Below are 17,321 nucleotides of genomic sequence, written 5' to 3' on the forward strand. Positions count from 1 at the left end.
CGACAACCTGCGGCTACCGCCGCGCGGGGCCACAGCGACCCCCCGGACTTTTTGGAAGTGAAGTAGTCATGGCCAAGCGAATCGACGTAAGCGGACTGACCGCCTACTACGGCTCCCACAAGGCGATCGAGGACATCTCGATGACCGTCGAGCCGCGCTCGGTGACGGCGTTCATCGGCCCCTCCGGCTGCGGCAAGTCGACGTTCCTGCGCACGCTGAACCGCATGCACGAGGTCACCTCGGGCGGCCGGGTCGAGGGCAAGGTGCTCCTCGACGACGAGGACCTCTACGGCACGGACATCGACCCGGTGTCGGTCCGCCGCGAGGTCGGCATGGTGTTCCAGCGCCCGAACCCGTTCCCCACGATGTCGATCTTCGACAACGTCGCGGCGGGCCTGCGGCTGAACGGCACCTACAAGAAGAGCGAGCTCTCCGACATCGTCGAGCGTTCCCTCAAGGGCGCGAACCTCTGGAACGAGGTCAAGGACCGCCTGAACAAGCCCGGCTCGGGCCTCTCCGGCGGCCAGCAGCAGCGCCTGTGCATCGCGCGGGCGATCGCGGTCGAGCCGAACGTCCTGCTCATGGACGAGCCCTGCTCGGCGCTCGACCCGATCTCCACGCTCGCGATCGAGGACCTGATCGGGGAGCTCAAGGAGCGCTTCACGATCGTCATCGTGACGCACAACATGCAGCAGGCGGCCCGCGTCTCCGACCGCACGGCCTTCTTCAACCTCGCGGCGGTCGGCCAGCCCGGCAAGCTCGTCGAGATCGACGACACCGAGCGTATCTTCTCCAACCCGTCGGTCCAGGCCACGGAGGACTACATCTCGGGCCGCTTCGGCTGATCGCACCCCGCCGACTCCTCGCGGTGCTGCATGGCGGTGCCACCGTGAGGCCGAAAAAGGGCCCGCCCCCGGCTTGCGGGGGCGGGCCCTGTCGTATGTGTCCGCTGCGCTTGGCGTCCGGTGCGCTACAGGAACGCCAGGTTCACGATCCCGAACGACGCGGCGGCCACGATCGCCGCGGCCGGCATCGTGATGAACCAGCCCAGGATGATGTTCTTGGCGACGCCCCACCGCACTGCGTTCACGCGCTTGGTGGCCCCCACGCCCATGATCGCCGAGGTGATCACGTGCGTCGTGGAGATCGGCGCCTTGAACAGGAACGCCGTGGTGAACATGATCGACGCGCCGGTGGTCTCCGCGGCGAAGCCCTGCGGCGGGTCCAGCTCGATGATCTTCCGGCCCAGCGTCCGCATGATCCGCCAGCCACCGGCGTAGGTGCCCAGCGACAGCATCACCGCACAGGCGATCTTGACCCACACCGGGATCGGATCGCCGTAGTCCTCGACATCGGCGATGACGAGCGCCATCACGACGATGCCCATGGTCTTCTGCGCGTCCTGCAGACCGTGCCCCAGCGCCATGCCGGCCGCCGAGACGGTCTGCGCTATGCGGAAACCGCGCTTGGCCTTGTGCGGGTTGGCCTTGCGGAAGATCCACATGATGGCGGTCATCACCAGGTAACCGGCCAGCAGACCGACCACCGGGGAGATGAACATGGGGATGACGACCTTCTCCAGCACCCCGCTCCAGTAGACGGTCGTCCCGCCGGCCAGCGCCGCGCCGACCATGCCGCCGAACAGCGCGTGGGACGAGGAGGACGGCAGACCGAAGTACCAGGTGATGAGGTTCCAGACGATCGCGCCCACCAGCGCGGCGAAGAGGATGCCCATCCCCTTCGACCCGGTCGGTGTCTGGATCAGGCCCTCACTGACGGTCTTGGCGACCCCGGAGCCCATGAACGCACCGGCGAGGTTCATCACCGCGGCCATGGCCAGCGCGGCCTTCGGCGTCAGCGCCCGCGTCGAGACGGACGTGGCGATCGCGTTCGCCGAATCGTGAAAGCCGTTGGTGTACGTGAAGAAGAGCGCGACGCCGATGGTCACGACCAGAGCAAGGGTGTCCATTGAGGGCTCAGGACTCCTTGACGGCGATGGTCTCCACCGTGTTCGCCACGTGCTCGAAGGCGTCCGCCGCTTCCTCGAGCACATCCACGATCTGCTTGAGCTTGAGCACGTCCATGGCGTCGTACTTGCCGTTGAAGAGGTGCGCCAGCAGCTTGCGGTGGATCTGGTCGGCCTGGTTCTCCAGGCGGTTGACCTCGATCCAGTACTCGGTGAGGTTCTCCATGGTCCGCAGGTGCGGCATCGCCTCGGCCGTCAGTTCGGCAGCGCGCGCCAGTACCTCGATCTGCTGCTCGACGCCCTTGGGCAGTTCCTCGACGTTGTAGAGGACGACCAGGTCGACGGCCTCCTCCATGAAGTCCATGATGTCGTCGAGCGACGAGGCGAGGGAGTAGATGTCCTCGCGGTCGAACGGCGTGATGAACGAGGAGTTCAGCTGGTGGAAGATCGCGTGCGTGGCGTCGTCACCTGCGTGTTCCGCGGCCCGCATACGCTCTGCGATCTCGGCCCGGGCGGATGAGTCCGCCCCGAGCAGTTCCATCAGGAGCTTCGAGCCCGTGACGATGTTGTCCGCGGAGGCGGCGAACATGTCGTAGAAGCTCGTCTCCCTGGGGGTCAGACGAAAGCGCACGTGGGGTCCTCGGGGTGCTTCGGTTTCGGTCAGGCTGATGCTAGGCGCATCATCCGGCCACGGCTATCGGGCCGCCCACCAGTGTCGCCCATCGGGCAGAGTGGTGAGCACGGGGGCGGTCGTCAGGCCCGTATACCCCGCAAAGTTCGGTACCATATACCCACCAGGGGTATGTATCGACCCACGGCCCACCAGGAGGAAGCGATGACGGACGTGACCGACGCAACAGATGTCGCAGATGTCACCCCCGGCAGCGCCGAGACCGCGGGTGCCGACGCGACGGCCGATCACGACCACGGTGTGCACGGGTACCACAAGCAGAAGGACGAGCACCTCAAACGCCTGCGCCGTATCGAGGGCCAGATCCGCGGCCTGCAGCGCATGGTCGACGAGGACGTCTACTGCATCGACATACTCACCCAGGTCTCCGCCTCCACCAAGGCCCTGCAGTCCTTCGCCCTGCAGCTGCTGGAGGAACACCTGCGGCACTGCGTCGCGGACGCGGCCCTCAAGGGCGGTGACGAGATCGACGCGAAGGTGAAGGAGGCGACCCAGGCGATCGCCCGCATGCTGCGGACGTGAACCGGACCCGGCCTCGACGGACGCCCCGCCCCGGCGTCAGGAGGAGTCCCGCTCCTCCGCCACCTTCAGCACCTCGTCGATGCTCTCCAGGCTGAGCCGCTCGCGGGCGGCCGAAGCCGCGATGATCAGCTCTCCGCACAGCTCGATCTCGGCGAGGGCCACGTGGTCCTGAACTGCCGTACCGCCGACCGGAGCCACGTGCATCACCTCGTCTCTGCCGTTGCCGGCTTCCTAGAGTAGGGAGCGGCCCACACACCGCGCATGGCACGGACGGGCTAGTTCACGCCGGTCACTCCTCGGCGATCCGGCCCGCGTAGATGTCGTCGGTCCGGGGCAACCGTACGCGCACCGAGGCCCCGAAATCGTAGAGCAGTGTCGTCGAGGCGACGGCGACGGGGCTCTTCTGCCGACCGTTCAGGAAGCTGAAACGGTGCCTGACCTTGCGGATGCGTCCCTCGTCGTCGAGGTAGGCGTCGAACGGCACCTCGGCGGTGGCGAACCCCTCGGCCGCCGCCTTCAGCGGCTCCCCGTTCCCCTTCGACGCGCGCCGGGCCGCGTCGGCGAGGTTCGCCGTCCCCCGGTAGTGGCGCACTCCGGTGCCCGCGACCTCCGTCCGGCCCACATAGGTCGCCGTCCGCGTACCGAGCAGCACCTCGGCCGCCGTGAACGGGTCGGTGGCGCCGCCGGTGACGAGGTTCCCGTCGGACAGGGTCCGGGTGTCCACCCGCACCCACTTGTCCGCGGGCACACCGGCGCCCCGGTTCTTCATGAACAGCGCACCCGGCGCGAGCAGTTCGGTGATCGGCCGGCGCTCGGCCACCCCCGCGGGGTCCTGCGGCAGCAGCACCTTCAACCGCCCCATCCGCTTGCGGTAGTCGTACACCCCGGCGCCCCGGATGGTGACCCGGGTCCCGCCGGTGGCCATCTCCATCGACGTACGGGCCTTGGAGCTCCCCGCGCCGACGAGCCGTCCGGCGGACTGGCGCAGCACGGTGACCGCTTCCCCGCCGCGAGCGTCCCCGGCCGCCGCGTCACCCGCGGAGCACCCCGCGGACCCCAGCCCCGCACCGGCCAGGACCACGGCGGCGACGACCGTCGCGCCCGCCCGCCGGTGCCGCCCTTCCCGCTGCCGCCCAGTCATCGCCTGCCTACCCCCAGCCGGTACGTCCGTCACGGGCCCCCTCGTCGTTCCGGTTAACGACGGGTTTGTGCCCCCGTCACGCGAGGCCGCGCCGACCGCCGTACGAGCCGTTCACCCGCGCTGGGTAACGTGGTCGGCGTGGCGCAGCAGGACGGGCCGGAACTTCCCCCCAACTCCCCGGAACACCGCACGACGACCATGGAGAAGGGCCGTTTCTGCATGGCCCACTGCATCTGTGGCTGGCGCGGCCCGGCACGCAGAGCGAGAAGCCAGGCGCGTACGGACGCGGAGCGGCACGCGACGGGCTGAGACCGCGCCGACACCTCCCGGCCGGGCCCGGACCATGGAACCCTCACTCCCGTCCCCCCGTCTCCCAGGACGGAACCACCGGGAGGCCTCATGGAACGGCGCACGATACTCACGGCCGGCACGGCGGCGATCGCCGCGGCCGCGACCCCTTTCACCACTGCCTGCACCCAGTCGGGCACCCGCTCCGGAGACACGGCCACCGACGCCGTGCGCGCCTCCACCACCTCGAGAACCACCGCCGCGAACTGGTCCGCCCTGGCCCGCGACCTCGACGGTCCCCTGGTCCGCCCGGGCGACGCCGCCTGGCCCACGGCCCGGCAGCTCTACAACACCCGCTTCGACGCGCTGAAGCCCGCCGCGGTCGCGTACGTCTCCCACGCGGACGACATCCGCACCTCGCTGGCCTACGCCCGCGCCCACGCCCTGCGGGTCGCGATCCGCAACGGCGGCCACTCCTACGCCGGCTGGTCCTCCGGCGACGGCCGCCTGATCATCGACGTCTCCAAGCTCAACCGCGTCCGGGCCTCGGGCACCACCGCGGTGGTCGGCGCCGGCGCCAAACTCATCGACGTCTACCGGGCGCTCGCCGCGAAGGGCGTCACCATCCCGGCCGGCTCCTGCCCCACCGTCGGCGTCTCGGGCCTCACCCTCGGCGGCGGCCACGGCGTGGTCTCCCGTGCCTACGGCCTGACCTGCGACAGCCTCACCCGGGCCACCCTGATCACCGCCGACGGCAAGCAGCTCACCGCCGACGCCCGCGAGAACAAGGACCTCTTCTGGGCCCTGCGCGGCGCCGGCAACGGCAACTTCGGCGTCGTCACGGAACTGCACTTCACCACCCACCCCGCCCCGCAGGGTGTCTCGGCGTACCTGTCCTGGCCCTGGTCCAAGGCGGCGGCGGTGGTGAAGGCCTGGCAGGAATGGGGCCCGTCGCAGCCCGACGAGATCTGGTCGTCCCTGCACCTGGCGAACGCCGCGGGCGGCACCCCGACCGTCTCCGTCTCGGCGTTCTCCCTGGGCACCTACGGCGAGCTGAAGAACGCCGTCGACCGCCTGGCCGACCGGGTCGGCGCCCCGGCCCGCAGCGTCTCCCTGAAGCGCCGCTCGTACGAGGAGTCGATGGAGGTGTACGCGGGCTGTTCCTCGTTCCCGACGGACGCGCAGTGCCATCTGCCCGGCTCGACCCCGGGCCGTTCCCCGAAGGGCGCGCTGGGCCGCGAGACCTATGCCGCGGCGTCGGACTTCTTCGACCGCTCCCTGTCCACGGCCGGCATCCGCGCCCTGCTGGCGCAGATCGCCTCGGTGCGCGGCGGCACCGGCAGCATCGCCCTGACGGCCCTGGGCGGCGCGGTGAACCGCGTCTCCCCCACCGCGACGGCGTTCGTCCACCGCCGCTCCCGCATGCTGGCCCAGTACATCGGCGCCTGGCGGGCCGGGACGAGCGGTACGACGGCCCGCGACTGGCTCGCCTCGGCCCACAAGGCCATGCGCCCCTACGCCTCGGGGGCCGCCTACCAGAACTACACCGACCCGACCCTGACCGACTGGCGCAAGGCCTACTACGGGGATGCGGCGACGCGCCTGGCCAAGCTGAAGAAGCAGTACGACCCGGACCGCTTCTTCACGTACCCCCAGGCGCTGTAAGGGGTCCTTACGCGGCGAGGTCCCGCTCCGAGGCCCGCTCGCTGCGCGCCTCGGGGATCACCGTGTCCTCGCCGTCCGCACGCCCTCCGGCGCGCACCAGCCACCCCAGCCGGGGCGAGCGCTCGACGGCCTTCACCAAAGGCGTCAGGAGGGCCATGGCGGGCGGCGACAGCAGCAGCGCCACGGCGGTGCCCAGCGCGAATCCGCCCACGACGTCCGTGGGGTAGTGCACGCCCATGTAGACGCGGATGAACCCGCCGAACAACGCCAGTACGAGCGCGACGAGCCCGAACTTCCGGTGGGCGACGAACAGGCCGACCGCCAGGGCCATGACGATCGTCGCGTGGTCGCTGACGAACGAGTAGTCGGTCTTGCCCTGGACGAGCACCTCGAGCCCCTGGTGATCCAGGAACGGCCGGGGCCGCTCCACGAACCCCCGGATGGGCACGTTCACCAGGACGGCGATACCGGCGGCCAACGGGGTCCAGACCAGCGCCGCGACGGTGGACGCCGCGTCCTCTCCGCCGCGCCGCCGCACCGACCACCAGCACCACACCACGAGCAGGACGATGCCGAGCAGCAGCCCGTACTCGCCGACGTACTCCATGACCCGGTCGGACCACGGCGGTGCGTCCTTGGCCAGGCCATTGATGTCGTACAACAGGTCGACGTCAGGGTTCGACCCGGAATCGGCGAGTCCAGCCATGGCGCTGCGGCCCCTTCGTCGTCTCTACCGGCGCACCTGTGCGTGCGCCGCTCCTGCCACCCCCGTGGTTGTAGATCCGCTTCCGCTGCACTGACGTCCGCTCGGCTACGTCACCAGGAACGCATGGCTCCCGTTGATACGTTCCACACTCCACCGAATGATCACGCAGACGTTATCGAAGAGAGATACGTTGTCGCAGCTCAGGGGGAGGGTTCACGCAGGGTTCAGACCGTGGTGGGGAGTGCTTTCGCGCCATCTTCGGTGACCCGGGTGGCACCGAAGTAGTCCGGGGTGTCGATCGGGTCGAACCGGATGACGGCACCGGTCCGGGGCGCGTCGATCATGTACCCGCCTCCGACATAAATGCCGACATGCCGGATGGCACGGGAATTGGTGAGGTCGTCCGAGAAGAACACCAGGTCGCCGGGGAGCAGTTCGTCCCGCGAGGGGTGCGGTCCGGCGTTGTACTGGTCGTTGGCCACGCGCGGGAGCCTGATGCCCACGGTCGCGTAGGCGGCCTGGGTCAGACCCGAGCAGTCGAAGCGTCCGCCCTGCTCAGCGGTGCCGGTGCCGCCCCACAGGTACGGCGTGCCGAGCTTCTTCTGCGCGTACTCGATCGCGGCCGCGGCCTGCTCGGAGGGGTCGACCCGCCCGACCGGCGCCGCGAAGCTCTCGGAGAGCGTCGTGATCCGCTTCACGTAGTTGCGGGTCTCGCTGTACGGCGGCACGCCCCCGTACTTGATCACCGCGTAGGCCCCAGCGTTGTAGGCGGCCAGCATGTTTTCGGTCGCATTCCCGCCAACCTTCTTCACGTACGACGCGAGTTCGCAGTCGTAGGAGGCGGCCGAGGGAATCGCGTCCTTCGGGTCCCACACGTCACGGTCGCCGTCGCCGTCGCCGTCGATGCCGTGACTGGCCCACGTGCCGGGGATGAACTGCGCTATGCCCTGCGCGGCGGCGTGGCTCTGGGCCCTGGGGTTGAATCCGCTCTCCTGGTAGAGCTGGGCGGCGAGCAGGGCCGGGCTGATGGCGGGGCAGAGGTTGCCCCACTTCTGCACGAGGGCCGCGTACGCGGCGGGCACCGACCCCTTGGCCAGCGATTTCGCCCCGCCTCCCACGCCGTTGACCAGGTTCCCCGCGACGAGGTAGACCCCGACGACGAGCAGCATCACGAAGGCCAGCGCCGAGCTGATCGCAACGCTCGCCACGATCCACGCCTTACGCACCGTCAACCGCCCCTCACCGCCCAGGAGTCCGTGGGCCAGTCTAGAGGCGGCCGGCCCGCCCGGGAATGATCACGGGGAAGGGAGTCGGGGCGGACGGGGGAACGGGGCGCGGCACGGGGCGGCACGGCCGGAGGCACGGCGGCTCCGGCGGGCGCACGGCGGTGCGGCACGCTCCTCCTGGCGCACGCGGGTCCGTGACACCGTCACGAGTGCCCCGCCGCTTGCCGGTACAGCCGCCGGGCCTCCGCGCCGAGGACCACGCTGTAGGAGATCCCCGAGGTCGTCCCGCCCTGGTCGTGCCCGCCGAGGACACCGACGACCTGCCCGTCCCCGTTCACCCAGGGGCTGCCGCTGGTGCCCCCGCTGAAGCCGGGGCACGCGATGCGCTGCTGGGTGCGGCCGAACGCGGCCGGCTTGTCGGTGCAGCGGACCGGCGTCTCACGGGCGTTGGGGTACCCGGTGACGGTCACCGCGGTGGCCCCGGTCGCCGTGCCGGTCACGAACCGGTTCCCGCCGACGACGTCCTGGACCTCCGTGCCGCCCCGCGGCGCGAGCACGGCGAATCCCACGTCGCTGTCCTCGTCGTGCCCGTCGGTCCAGCCGCGGGGCAGGAACCGCCGCCGCACCGTCCACTCGCCGTAGGGCGCACGTCCGTTGCGGTAGCCCGGCACGAAGACCTGCGCACCGTCTCCGCCGAGGCAGTGCGCCGCGGTGACGATCAGGTTCCGGTGTGGCGCGTCCACCACGGACGCCGTACAGAAGTGCCCTCCCCCTGCGCCACGGAGGAGCACCCCGACCCGGGCGTCGCGGCCGGTGACGGTCACACCGAACGGGCCGGCCCCGTCGTCGGCGGTCGCGGTGGACGCGGTGATGAGGGCGACGAGGATCACGGCGACGGACAGGACGCGCTTCACCCGGGCGACTGTGCCAGACGAAGGTGAGAGCGGCATCAGTCAAGCCGCCCCCATCCCAGGGCCATCGGGCCGTCAGCGACAGGTAAGCCCCGCACCCTCTTCAGTAAGGCGGAAGTCAGGATTCCGAGCGCTGTCTTGTTGTCACGTACTCAACAAGCCATGGTCGTCGCGGGTCGCCGCCCCCGCCGGGAATCACACCGGCGGTTCCCCCACCCGCAGGCCTCTCACCACCACTGCCAGGAGGCTGTACCTTGCGCACGACACCCCCGACTCCCCCCACGTCCCACCTCAGATGGCGCCGCGTGGCGTCCGCCGTCACCGCCACCGCCGCACTCCTCCTCACCGGCCTCACCACCGCCGCCCACGCCCAGGCCGCGGACCCGAGCACGTCCAAGGTCACCTGGACCCGCTCCTGCGCCCTGCCCCGTCACCAGGGCGAGATGGCCTGCAACGCCCTGCGCGTCACCGGCGGCCGCACCGCCTTCCAGCAGCAGCACGGCCTCTCCGCCAAGGCCGCCGACGCCTCCTCCCCCTCCGGCTACGGCCCCTCCGACCTGCGCAGCGCCTACGGACTGACCTCCGCCGCCACGAGCAACGGCTCCGGCCGGACCATCGCCATCGTCGACGCCTACGACGACCCCAACGCCGAATCCGACCTCGCCGCCTACCGCTCCCAGTACGGCCTGCCCGCCTGCACCACCGCCAACGGCTGCTTCAAGAAGGTGAGCCAGACCGGCTCCACCACCGCCCTCCCCGCCCCCGACAGCGGCTGGGCCGGCGAGATATCCCTCGACCTCGACATGGCGAGCGCCATCTGCCCGAACTGCCACATCACGCTCGTCGAGGCCAAGTCCGCCACCATGACCAACCTCGGCACCGCCGTCAACGAGGCCGTCGCCCTCGGCGCCAAGTACGTCTCCAACAGCTACGGCGGCGGCGAGTCCTCCTCCGACACCTCGTACGACTCCGCCTACTTCAACCACCCGGGCGTCGCCATCACCGTCAGCGCGGGCGACGCGGGCTACGGCGCCGAGTACCCGGCGGCCTCCAAGTACGTCACGGCCGTGGGCGGCACCAGACTTTCCACGTCCTCCACCACCCGCGGCTGGACCGAGAGCGTCTGGCGGACCAGCAGCACCGAAGGCACCGGCTCCGGCTGCTCCGCCTACGACACCAAGCCCGCCTGGCAGACCGACACCGGCTGCACCAAGCGCATGATCGCCGACGTCTCGGCCGTCGCCGACCCGGCGACCGGCGTCTCCGTCTACGACACCTACGGCGCCGACGGCCAGGGCTGGGCCACCTACGGCGGCACCAGCGCCTCCGCCCCGATCATCGCGAGTGTCTACGCCCTCGCGGGCACCCCGTCCACCGGCTCCTACCCGGCCAGGTTCCCCTACGCGAACACCACCGCCCTGAACGACGTCACCAGCGGCAGCAACGGCAGCTGCACCACCAGCTACTTCTGCACCGCCCGGACGGGCTACGACGGCCCGACCGGTCTGGGCACCCCGCAGGGACTGGGCGCCTTCACCGGCTGACGTACTTCCCCCCGGTGACGGACCGTCACCGGGGGCCGCCGCCCGGCGCTGTGGGGGCCCGGGGGGCGGGTGGGCGAAGGGGCCGCGGCATCCCAGCCGCGGCCCCTTCGCCCTGCCAGGTAGCCTTCACCCGGAGAACACCGGCGCGACCACTCACCCGACCGGCCGTCAGAAACGGCCCCCAACGGTGGAAAAGGCCGCAAGAGGGCACAACGACAGAACCACACACCAGGTTCCGCTCAGGCCTCATTGCCCGGCGTGACCTGCCGTGATACACAGAGTAACCATACGATCCTTCGCGCACCGCCCGTCACCTCCCCTAGGGCCCGGAGCGGAACGGTGGCAAGGTATTGGTACGAAACCCGCCAATCAATGACGCCAAGTCGACATCCGACAGCATCATTGTCGGCGACAATGAGGCCTGACCTCTGCACTACCGCAGAGGGTGCGGAACTACCCAACAGGGGCGGTGACTTACATGCTCTTTGCGGCCGACAAGGGAGACATCAACACCATCATCGGCGGGATCGCTCCGGACTGGGGCCCCTTCGGCAGCCTGGGCAACGAGGCGAAGGTGATGATCGAGGTCGTGATGGCGGTGGCCATCCTGCTCTGCCTCGGCATCGCGATCTGGGGCGCCGCCAAGCAGCGCATCGGAGCCACCGCCCTGCGGGACACCTTCAGCGCGGAGCAGGGCAAGGGCCTGATCATCGCCGGTCTCACAGGAGTCTTCATCATCGGCTCCCTCGGCACCCTCTTCACCATCGTGTACGGCATGGCCGTGTAGCCCGGGCACCGTCCGTCCGGCCGGTCCCGCCCGGCTCCCCCTCCATCCCACCCGCCCGTCGTGCCCACCGGCTGAGGTTGCGTTTCCCTGATGTCGAGTCACCACACCGCGCCCGCGCGGGAACCAGCACGGCTACCGTCGTACGAGCAGTATGAAAAGTACGACCGGTACGAAGTGTTTCCGCACGACGTCGAGGGGGCGTACGCGGCATGAGTCTCGGTGACGACCACCAGTCCTCCGGCGGTTACGCCGGCACGGGCCAGACCCGCACCCGCCTGCCCGATTCCGGCGACGCCTTCACCGACCCCCGCCGCCGCTCCTCCTCCCGCAGCCTGGTCACAGTGGTCGGCGTGGTGGTCCTCCTGATCGCAGCGATCGCCTTCGCCAACCGGGGGGACGGCGACTCGTCCTCTTCGACGGGCGGCTCCTCGGGCAAACCGGACTCGACGGCGACGGCCCCCTCCGGCCAGCGTCCCGTCAAGGGCAAGTCGGCCGCCGGAATCCCCTCGGGTTTCGCCCAGGACCAGCAGGGAGCTGAGAGCGCCGCGGCGAACTACGCTGTCGTGCTGGTCTCGGCCGACATCCTCAAGCCCGCACGGCGGACCGAGATCCTCCGCCAGGTGTTCGACGCCGACAAGGTCTCCGGGCTGGAGAGAAACCTCGACCAGGTCTACGGCAAGGCGTTCCTGGAGAAGGTGGGCCTCGACGCGAACGGCGAGGCCCCCAAGGGCAGCACCTACGTCTCCCGCACCATGCCGGTCGGCACCAAGGTCACCGACTACTCGGGCAACACCGCCACGGTCGAGGTCTGGTGCACCGGCGTGTTCGGGATGACGGGGGAGAGCTCACAGGACCCGGTCACCAACGACTGGTTCACCATGACCCTCCAGCTGCGCTGGACCGACGGCGACTGGAAAGTCGACAGCTTCTCCCAGAAGGAAGGCCCCGCGCCGGTCAACGGCGACAACAGGGTGTCGACGTCGGAGGCCATCTCGAAGGCCGTCGAGGAGTTCGGAGGGTTCACTTATGCCCGGTAGCCCGCGCCGCTCGGTCAAGGTCGCCGCGACCCTCACTGCCGTGCAGACCGCCCTCGTCCTGTTCGCAACCCGGGCGACAGCCGCTCCCACGCCCTCGCCCAGCCCCAGCCCCAGCAAGGGCAACTGCTCCCTGCTCTCCGGCCGGGCCCTGGAAATCTGCGAAGGCGACACCGGCGACCGCACCGGCAGCGGTACCTCCCGCCTGGACCCCACCTCCACCCTCGACCCCCTCTCCTCCCTCGCCAAGGGCTGCGCCGACGCCGCCTCCTGGACCGTCGACAAGCTCAGCGACGCCGTGAAGGAGACCGCCAACGTCGACTTCACCAACCCCAAGTTCCTCCAGCAGTACGCCGTCGTCTTCGCCGCCTCGACGATCCTCACGCTCCTGCTCTGGCTCCTGGCCGTCGCCAAGCGAGCCGTCCGCGGCGTCCCCCTCACCACCGCCCTCTCCGAAGCCATCGGCTTCCTGTGGCTCACGGTGCTGGCCTCCGCCTTCACCCCCCTGATCCTCTACACCGTCGTCTCCGCCACCGACGGCATCACCGAGGTCCTCGCCAAAGCCACCGGCGACCAGACCGACGCGTTCTTCGGCACCTTCTCCGAAGCCCTCAAGAAGGGCGAGGACATCGGCGGCGGCCCGATCATGCTGATCGTCGTCTCCCTGGTCAGCATCCTCGCCGCCGGAGTCCTCTGGCTGGAGCTCGTCATCAGGGCCGCGCTCCTCTACGTCGGCGCCCTCCTCGGCACCGTCGTCTACGCCGGCCTCGTCGACAAGAACCTGTGGGGCCACGTCCGCCGCTGGGCCGGCATCATGATCGCCGTCATCCTCATCAAGCCGGTCATCGTCATCGTCCTCGGCCTCGCCGGCGCACTCTCCGCCGACGACGGCCCGAACGCCTTCTCCGCCGTCGTCTCCGGCCTCGCCATCATCCTGCTCGCCATCTTCGCCAGCGCGATGATCTACCGCTTCGTCCCCGGCTTCGGCGACGAGATCGCCGGCTCCCGCAACAACCGCCTCATGCAGGGCGCCGAGAGCAAGGCCGCCGCGGTCATCAGCTCCCCCGCCACCCTCGTCGCGCAGGGCATCAAGACCCACAGCTCCCGCGCCGACAACAACGGCGGAGGCAGCCAGTCCTCCGCCCCCCGCCCCAGCAACCCCGCATCCGGCGGGGTCGCCGCGCACAGCGCCCGCACCTCGAACGGCGGCGGCGGATCTGTCCCCTCCGCCGCACCCGCCCCCCGTTCGAGCAGCCCCGTCAACACCCCGCACGCCAGCAACACCCGCAACAGCAGTAGCAACCGCACGGGAGGTGAAGGGCGTTGACAACCGAGTCCCACGTGTCCCATCCGGTCACGCCCCGCCGGACATATCTGATCGGCCGCGCCCGGCCGAACGCGATCATCGGCCGCAACCGCGAGACCGGCGAGATCGCCCTGATCGTCGTGGGCGCGTTCCTCGGCATGATGTGCGGGCTCCTCGTCCCGGTCCTGTCGCTGCGCATCGTGCTGCTCGCCGGGTTCCCGATGCTGGCGCTGGCCGCGGTGTACGTGCCGTACAAGCACCGCACCTTCTACAAGTGGTTCGAGATCAACCGCAGCTACAAGCGGACCCTCAAGCAGGGCACCACCTACCGCTCCTCGGCGATCGAGGCGGGCACCCGGCTGGACGGCAAGGAGATCGAGGTCGGCCCGCCACCGGGCATCGGCCGCATCACCTGGCTGGCCGCCCCCTTCGGCCCCGACGAGATCGCCGTGCTCCTGCACGCCGACCGCAAGACCGTCACCGCCGCCATCGAGATCGAGGGCCCCGGCGTCGGCCTGCGCGACAGCGAGGACCAGGAAGCCCTCGTCGACCGCTTCGGCACCCTGCTCAAGCACGTGGCCAACGGCGACGGCTTCGTCACCCGCCTGCAGATGCTGGCCCGCACCCTCCCGGCCGACCCGGACGCCCACGCCAAGGACGTCGCCGTCCGCGGCGACGACAAGGCCCTGCCGTGGCTCCAGGAGTCCTACGACCAGCTCCAGTCCATGGTGTCCACCAGCAGCGAGCAGCACCGCGCCTACCTCGTCGCCTGCATGCACTACACCCGCGAACTCGCCGCCGAGGCCAACGCCATGGCCCGGGCCGCCCGCGCCCACGGCGGCAAGGTCGACCGGGACGCCGGACTCGCCGTCGTCATGGCCCGCGAGCTCACCGACATCTGCTCGCGCCTCCAGGAAGCCGACATCCGCGTCCGCCAGCCGCTCGGCCAGGGGCGGCTGTCCTCGCTGATCCACTCCATGTACGACCCGGACCACCCCATCGACCACATCCAGGCGATGACCAAGCGCAACGCCTGGCCGGCCGAACTGGACGCCATGGAGCCCACCTACCTCCAGGCCAAGACCCGCGAGTCCTCCACCCGCGCCCCCTGGTGCCACGCCACGGCCTGGGTGAAGGAGTGGCCGATGACCCCCGTCGGCGTCAACTTCCTCGCCCCGCTCCTCGTCCACACCCCGGACGTCATCCGCACGGTCGCCGTCACCATGGACCTCGAACCCACCGAGGTCGCCATCGAGCGCATGCTCACCGAGAAGACCAACGACGAGGCCGAGGCGTCCCGCGCCGCCAAGATGAACCGCACCGTCGACCCACGCGACGTCGCCGCGCACTCCCGGCTCGACCAGCGGGGCGAGGACCTCGCCAGCGGCGCCGCCGGCGTCAACCTCGTCGGCTACATCACCGTCAGCTCCCGCTCCCCCGACGCCCTCGCCCGCGACAAGCGGACGATAAGGGCCTCGGCCGGAAAGTCGTACCTCAAGCTGGAATGGTGCGACCGCGAGCACCACCGCGCCTTCGTGAACACCCTTCCCTTCGCCACCGGCATTCGGAGGTAGGACCTGATGCGGGATCCGCTGTCCGTCCTCACCGAGGCCTTCACCTCCTTCCTCTTCGGGAAGGTCGAGACGACCAGGCTTCCGGTGCGCACGTCCACGGGCCAGGCCCAGGCGGTCTATCTCCCGACCGCCGCCCCGGGCCTCGGCGACTCCGGCGTCATCATCGGCCGCGAGGTGTACTCCGGAAAGGGCTACATCTACGACCCCTTCCAGCTCTACGGCCAGCAGCTGCCCGCGCCGCACTGGCTGGTCCTCGGCGAGTCCGGCAACGGCAAGTCGGCGCTGGAGAAGACCTACGTCCTGCGCCAGCTCCGCTTCCGCGACCGCCAGGTCGTCGTCCTGGACGCCCAGGGCGAGGACGGCGTCGGCGAGTGGAACCTCATCGCCGAGGAGCTGGGCATAACTCCCATCCGCCTCGACCCGACGGCGGCCCTGGACATGGGCATCCGCCTCAACCCGCTCGACCCCGCGATCACCACCACGGGCCAGCTCGCGCTGCTCCGCACGATCATCGAGGTCGCCATGGGCCACGGCCTCGACGAACGCTCCGGCTTCGCCCTCAAGGTCGCCCACGCCTACGTCAACGAGACCATCGTCGACCGCCAGCCGGTCCTGACCGACATCGTCGAGCAGCTGCGCCACCCCGAACCCGAGTCGGCCGAGGCGATGAACGTCGCCATAGACGACGTACGCGCCTGGGGCCTCGACGTCGCCCTGGTCCTGGACCGTCTGGTCGACGGTGACCTGCGCGGCATGTTCGACGGCCCCACCACGGTCGGCATCGACCTCGACGCGCCGCTCATCGTCTTCGACCTGTCCCACATCGACCGCAACTCCATCGCCATGCCCATCCTCATGGCGATCGTCGGCGTGTGGCTGGAGCACACCTGGATCCGCCCCGACCGGAAGAAGCGCATCTTCCTGGTCGAGGAGGCCTGGCACATCATCAACAGCCCCTTCGTCGCGCAGCTGTTCCAGCGCCTGCTGAAGTTCGGCCGGCGCCTCGGCCTGTCCTTCGTGGCGGTCGTCCACCACTTGTCCGACGTCGTGGACGGAGCCGCCGCCAAGGAAGCGGCGGCGATCCTCAAGATGGCCTCCACCCGGACGATCTACGCCCAGAAGGCCGACGAGGCGAGGGCGACGGGGCGGGTCCTCGGCCTGCCCAGGTGGGCGGTCGAGATCATCCCGACCCTCACCCCCGGCATCGCCGTCTGGGACGTCAACGGCAACGTCCAGGTCGTCAAACACCTGATCACCGAGACCGAACGCCCCCTGGTCTTCACCGACCGCGCGATGACCGAGTCCTCCCACGACCTCGCCGACGACGCCCTGCACGCCGCCGAGCTCGAGGCGGAGGAACGGGCCGCGGCCTTCGTGGAGCACCACCTGGGCGACTCCGAATCAACGGTGGCGTAGGCCGGCAGGGGAGGACGCGTGAGACCGGACGACCGCCGCACCCAGCGGGACGGCCAGGGAGGCATCCCCGACGGCCTGCTGGTCGGCATACTCGCGTTCCTCCTCGGCATGACCCTGCTGGTGTGGACGGCCACCGGCCTCGCCGCCTGGTTCGCCCACGGCTCCTGGCCGTCCGGCATCACCTTCACCCGCACGCCGCTGGCCATGCGCGCCCTCATCGCCAAGCCCCACGACATCCCCGCCGCCTGGCCCGGCACACCCCCCACCGAACTCTCCGGCTACGGCCTGTTCTGGGGCCTGTTCATCGGCCAGCTGATGATCCTGGTCGTCCTGACGGTGTTCGTGATGGGCACACTGGCCCGGTGGCGGGCGGTCCGGGCGGGACGCCGCCTGGAGAAGGCGACACCGGCGGACGGCACCCCGACGCATGCCCCCGCCGCGGCTCCGGCCCACGAACACCCTGCCCCGGCCCCGGTACGGCACGGGACCCAGGCACCGGCACAGCACGCGACACCGGGGACATCCCAGCACCACGCCCCCGCCC

17 protein-coding genes and 1 pseudogene are annotated in these 17,321 nt (G+C 70.2%); 11 read left to right on the top strand and 7 right to left on the bottom strand.

Annotated features, from left to right (window positions below; genetic code table 11):
- The first annotated feature begins 68 nt into the window (after positions 1-68).
- Entirely contained in the window at positions 69-845 is a 777-nt protein-coding gene (gene pstB, locus ADK65_RS16655; RefSeq protein WP_053670929.1) for a phosphate ABC transporter ATP-binding protein PstB, read from the top strand.
- 125 nt (positions 846-970) lie between these two features.
- Here the strand turns inward: pstB and ADK65_RS16660 are convergent, their stop codons facing one another.
- Both ADK65_RS16660 and ADK65_RS16665 read right to left on the bottom strand, forming a co-directional pair.
- The gene (locus ADK65_RS16660; protein ID WP_053670930.1) at positions 971-1,969 is read right to left on the bottom strand and encodes an inorganic phosphate transporter; all 999 of its coding nucleotides are present in this window, start codon (positions 1,967-1,969) and stop codon (positions 971-973) included.
- Positions 1,970-1,976: 7 nt separating this feature from the next.
- A complete protein-coding gene (locus tag ADK65_RS16665) occupies positions 1,977-2,597 on the bottom strand; it encodes a DUF47 domain-containing protein (RefSeq protein WP_053670931.1) in 621 nt (206 codons plus the stop codon).
- Between the two features lie 204 nt (positions 2,598-2,801).
- Between ADK65_RS16665 and ADK65_RS16670 the strand changes: the two genes are divergently transcribed.
- Positions 2,802-3,179, top strand: a complete 378-nt coding sequence (locus tag ADK65_RS16670; RefSeq protein WP_053670932.1) for a metal-sensitive transcriptional regulator — start codon at positions 2,802-2,804, stop codon at positions 3,177-3,179.
- A 36-nt stretch (positions 3,180-3,215) separates the two neighbouring features.
- On the opposite strand, the gene ADK65_RS38850 is transcribed toward ADK65_RS16670, so the two are convergent.
- Together ADK65_RS38850 and ADK65_RS16675 are read right to left on the bottom strand one after the other, a co-directional pair.
- Entirely contained in the window at positions 3,216-3,377 is a 162-nt protein-coding gene (locus tag ADK65_RS38850) for a hypothetical protein (RefSeq protein WP_199825650.1), read from the bottom strand.
- 91 nt (positions 3,378-3,468) lie between these two features.
- Positions 3,469-4,320: a hypothetical protein gene (locus ADK65_RS16675; protein WP_053670933.1), complete on the bottom strand. Its 852-nt coding sequence runs from the start codon at positions 4,318-4,320 to the stop codon at positions 3,469-3,471.
- 138 nt (positions 4,321-4,458) lie between these two features.
- On the opposite strand from ADK65_RS16675, the gene ADK65_RS37185 reads away from it, so the two are divergent.
- Positions 4,459-4,629, top strand: a complete 171-nt coding sequence (locus ADK65_RS37185) for a hypothetical protein (protein ID WP_159038793.1) — start codon at positions 4,459-4,461, stop codon at positions 4,627-4,629.
- Positions 4,630-4,719: 90 nt separating this feature from the next.
- On the top strand, positions 4,720-6,273 hold the full coding sequence (locus ADK65_RS16680; protein WP_053670934.1) for an FAD-binding oxidoreductase: 1,554 nt from the start codon (positions 4,720-4,722) through the stop codon (positions 6,271-6,273).
- A gap of 7 nt (positions 6,274-6,280) precedes the next feature.
- Here the strand turns inward: ADK65_RS16680 and ADK65_RS16685 are convergent, their stop codons facing one another.
- The 3 genes from ADK65_RS16685 to ADK65_RS16695 form a co-directional block, all read right to left on the bottom strand.
- Positions 6,281-6,979: a phosphatase PAP2 family protein gene (locus tag ADK65_RS16685; protein WP_053670935.1), complete on the bottom strand. Its 699-nt coding sequence runs from the start codon at positions 6,977-6,979 to the stop codon at positions 6,281-6,283.
- A gap of 224 nt (positions 6,980-7,203) precedes the next feature.
- Positions 7,204-8,211 (bottom strand): NlpC/P60 family protein, encoded by a 1,008-nt coding sequence (locus tag ADK65_RS16690; RefSeq protein WP_234352895.1) that lies wholly within the window; start codon positions 8,209-8,211, stop codon positions 7,204-7,206.
- 197 nt (positions 8,212-8,408) lie between these two features.
- Positions 8,409-9,155: a trypsin-like peptidase domain-containing protein gene (locus ADK65_RS16695; RefSeq protein WP_053670936.1), complete on the bottom strand. Its 747-nt coding sequence runs from the start codon at positions 9,153-9,155 to the stop codon at positions 8,409-8,411.
- A gap of 215 nt (positions 9,156-9,370) precedes the next feature.
- On the opposite strand from ADK65_RS16695, the gene ADK65_RS16700 reads away from it, so the two are divergent.
- From ADK65_RS16700 to ADK65_RS16730, 7 genes and pseudogenes are all read left to right on the top strand, one after another.
- Positions 9,371-10,660, top strand: coding sequence for a S53 family peptidase (locus ADK65_RS16700; protein WP_053670937.1), 1,290 nt, complete (start codon positions 9,371-9,373; stop codon positions 10,658-10,660).
- A gap of 478 nt (positions 10,661-11,138) precedes the next feature.
- Positions 11,139-11,447, top strand: a complete 309-nt coding sequence (locus tag ADK65_RS16705; protein ID WP_003991275.1) for a hypothetical protein — start codon at positions 11,139-11,141, stop codon at positions 11,445-11,447.
- Between the two features lie 209 nt (positions 11,448-11,656).
- Positions 11,657-12,484 carry a hypothetical protein gene (locus ADK65_RS16710; RefSeq protein ID WP_053670938.1) on the top strand — a complete coding sequence of 276 codons (828 nt, stop codon included), beginning with the start codon at positions 11,657-11,659 and terminating at the stop codon, positions 12,482-12,484.
- Entirely contained in the window at positions 12,474-13,808 is a 1,335-nt protein-coding gene (locus tag ADK65_RS16715; protein WP_053670939.1) for a hypothetical protein, read from the top strand. Before ADK65_RS16710 ends, ADK65_RS16715 begins: the two co-directional genes overlap by 11 nt.
- The gene (locus ADK65_RS16720; RefSeq protein ID WP_053670940.1) at positions 13,805-15,361 is read left to right on the top strand and encodes an SCO6880 family protein; all 1,557 of its coding nucleotides are present in this window, start codon (positions 13,805-13,807) and stop codon (positions 15,359-15,361) included. The genes ADK65_RS16715 and ADK65_RS16720 overlap by 4 nt, the downstream gene beginning before the upstream one ends.
- A gap of 6 nt (positions 15,362-15,367) precedes the next feature.
- Positions 15,368-16,777, top strand: coding sequence for an ATP-binding protein (locus ADK65_RS16725; RefSeq protein WP_053670941.1), 1,410 nt, complete (start codon positions 15,368-15,370; stop codon positions 16,775-16,777).
- Between the two features lie 18 nt (positions 16,778-16,795).
- Positions 16,796-17,321, top strand: a pseudogene (locus ADK65_RS16730) (type VI secretion protein); the annotation flags it as partial.

This window comes from Streptomyces sp. NRRL B-1140, assembly GCF_001280065.1.
Classification (GTDB): Bacteria; Actinomycetota; Actinomycetes; order Streptomycetales; family Streptomycetaceae; genus Streptomyces.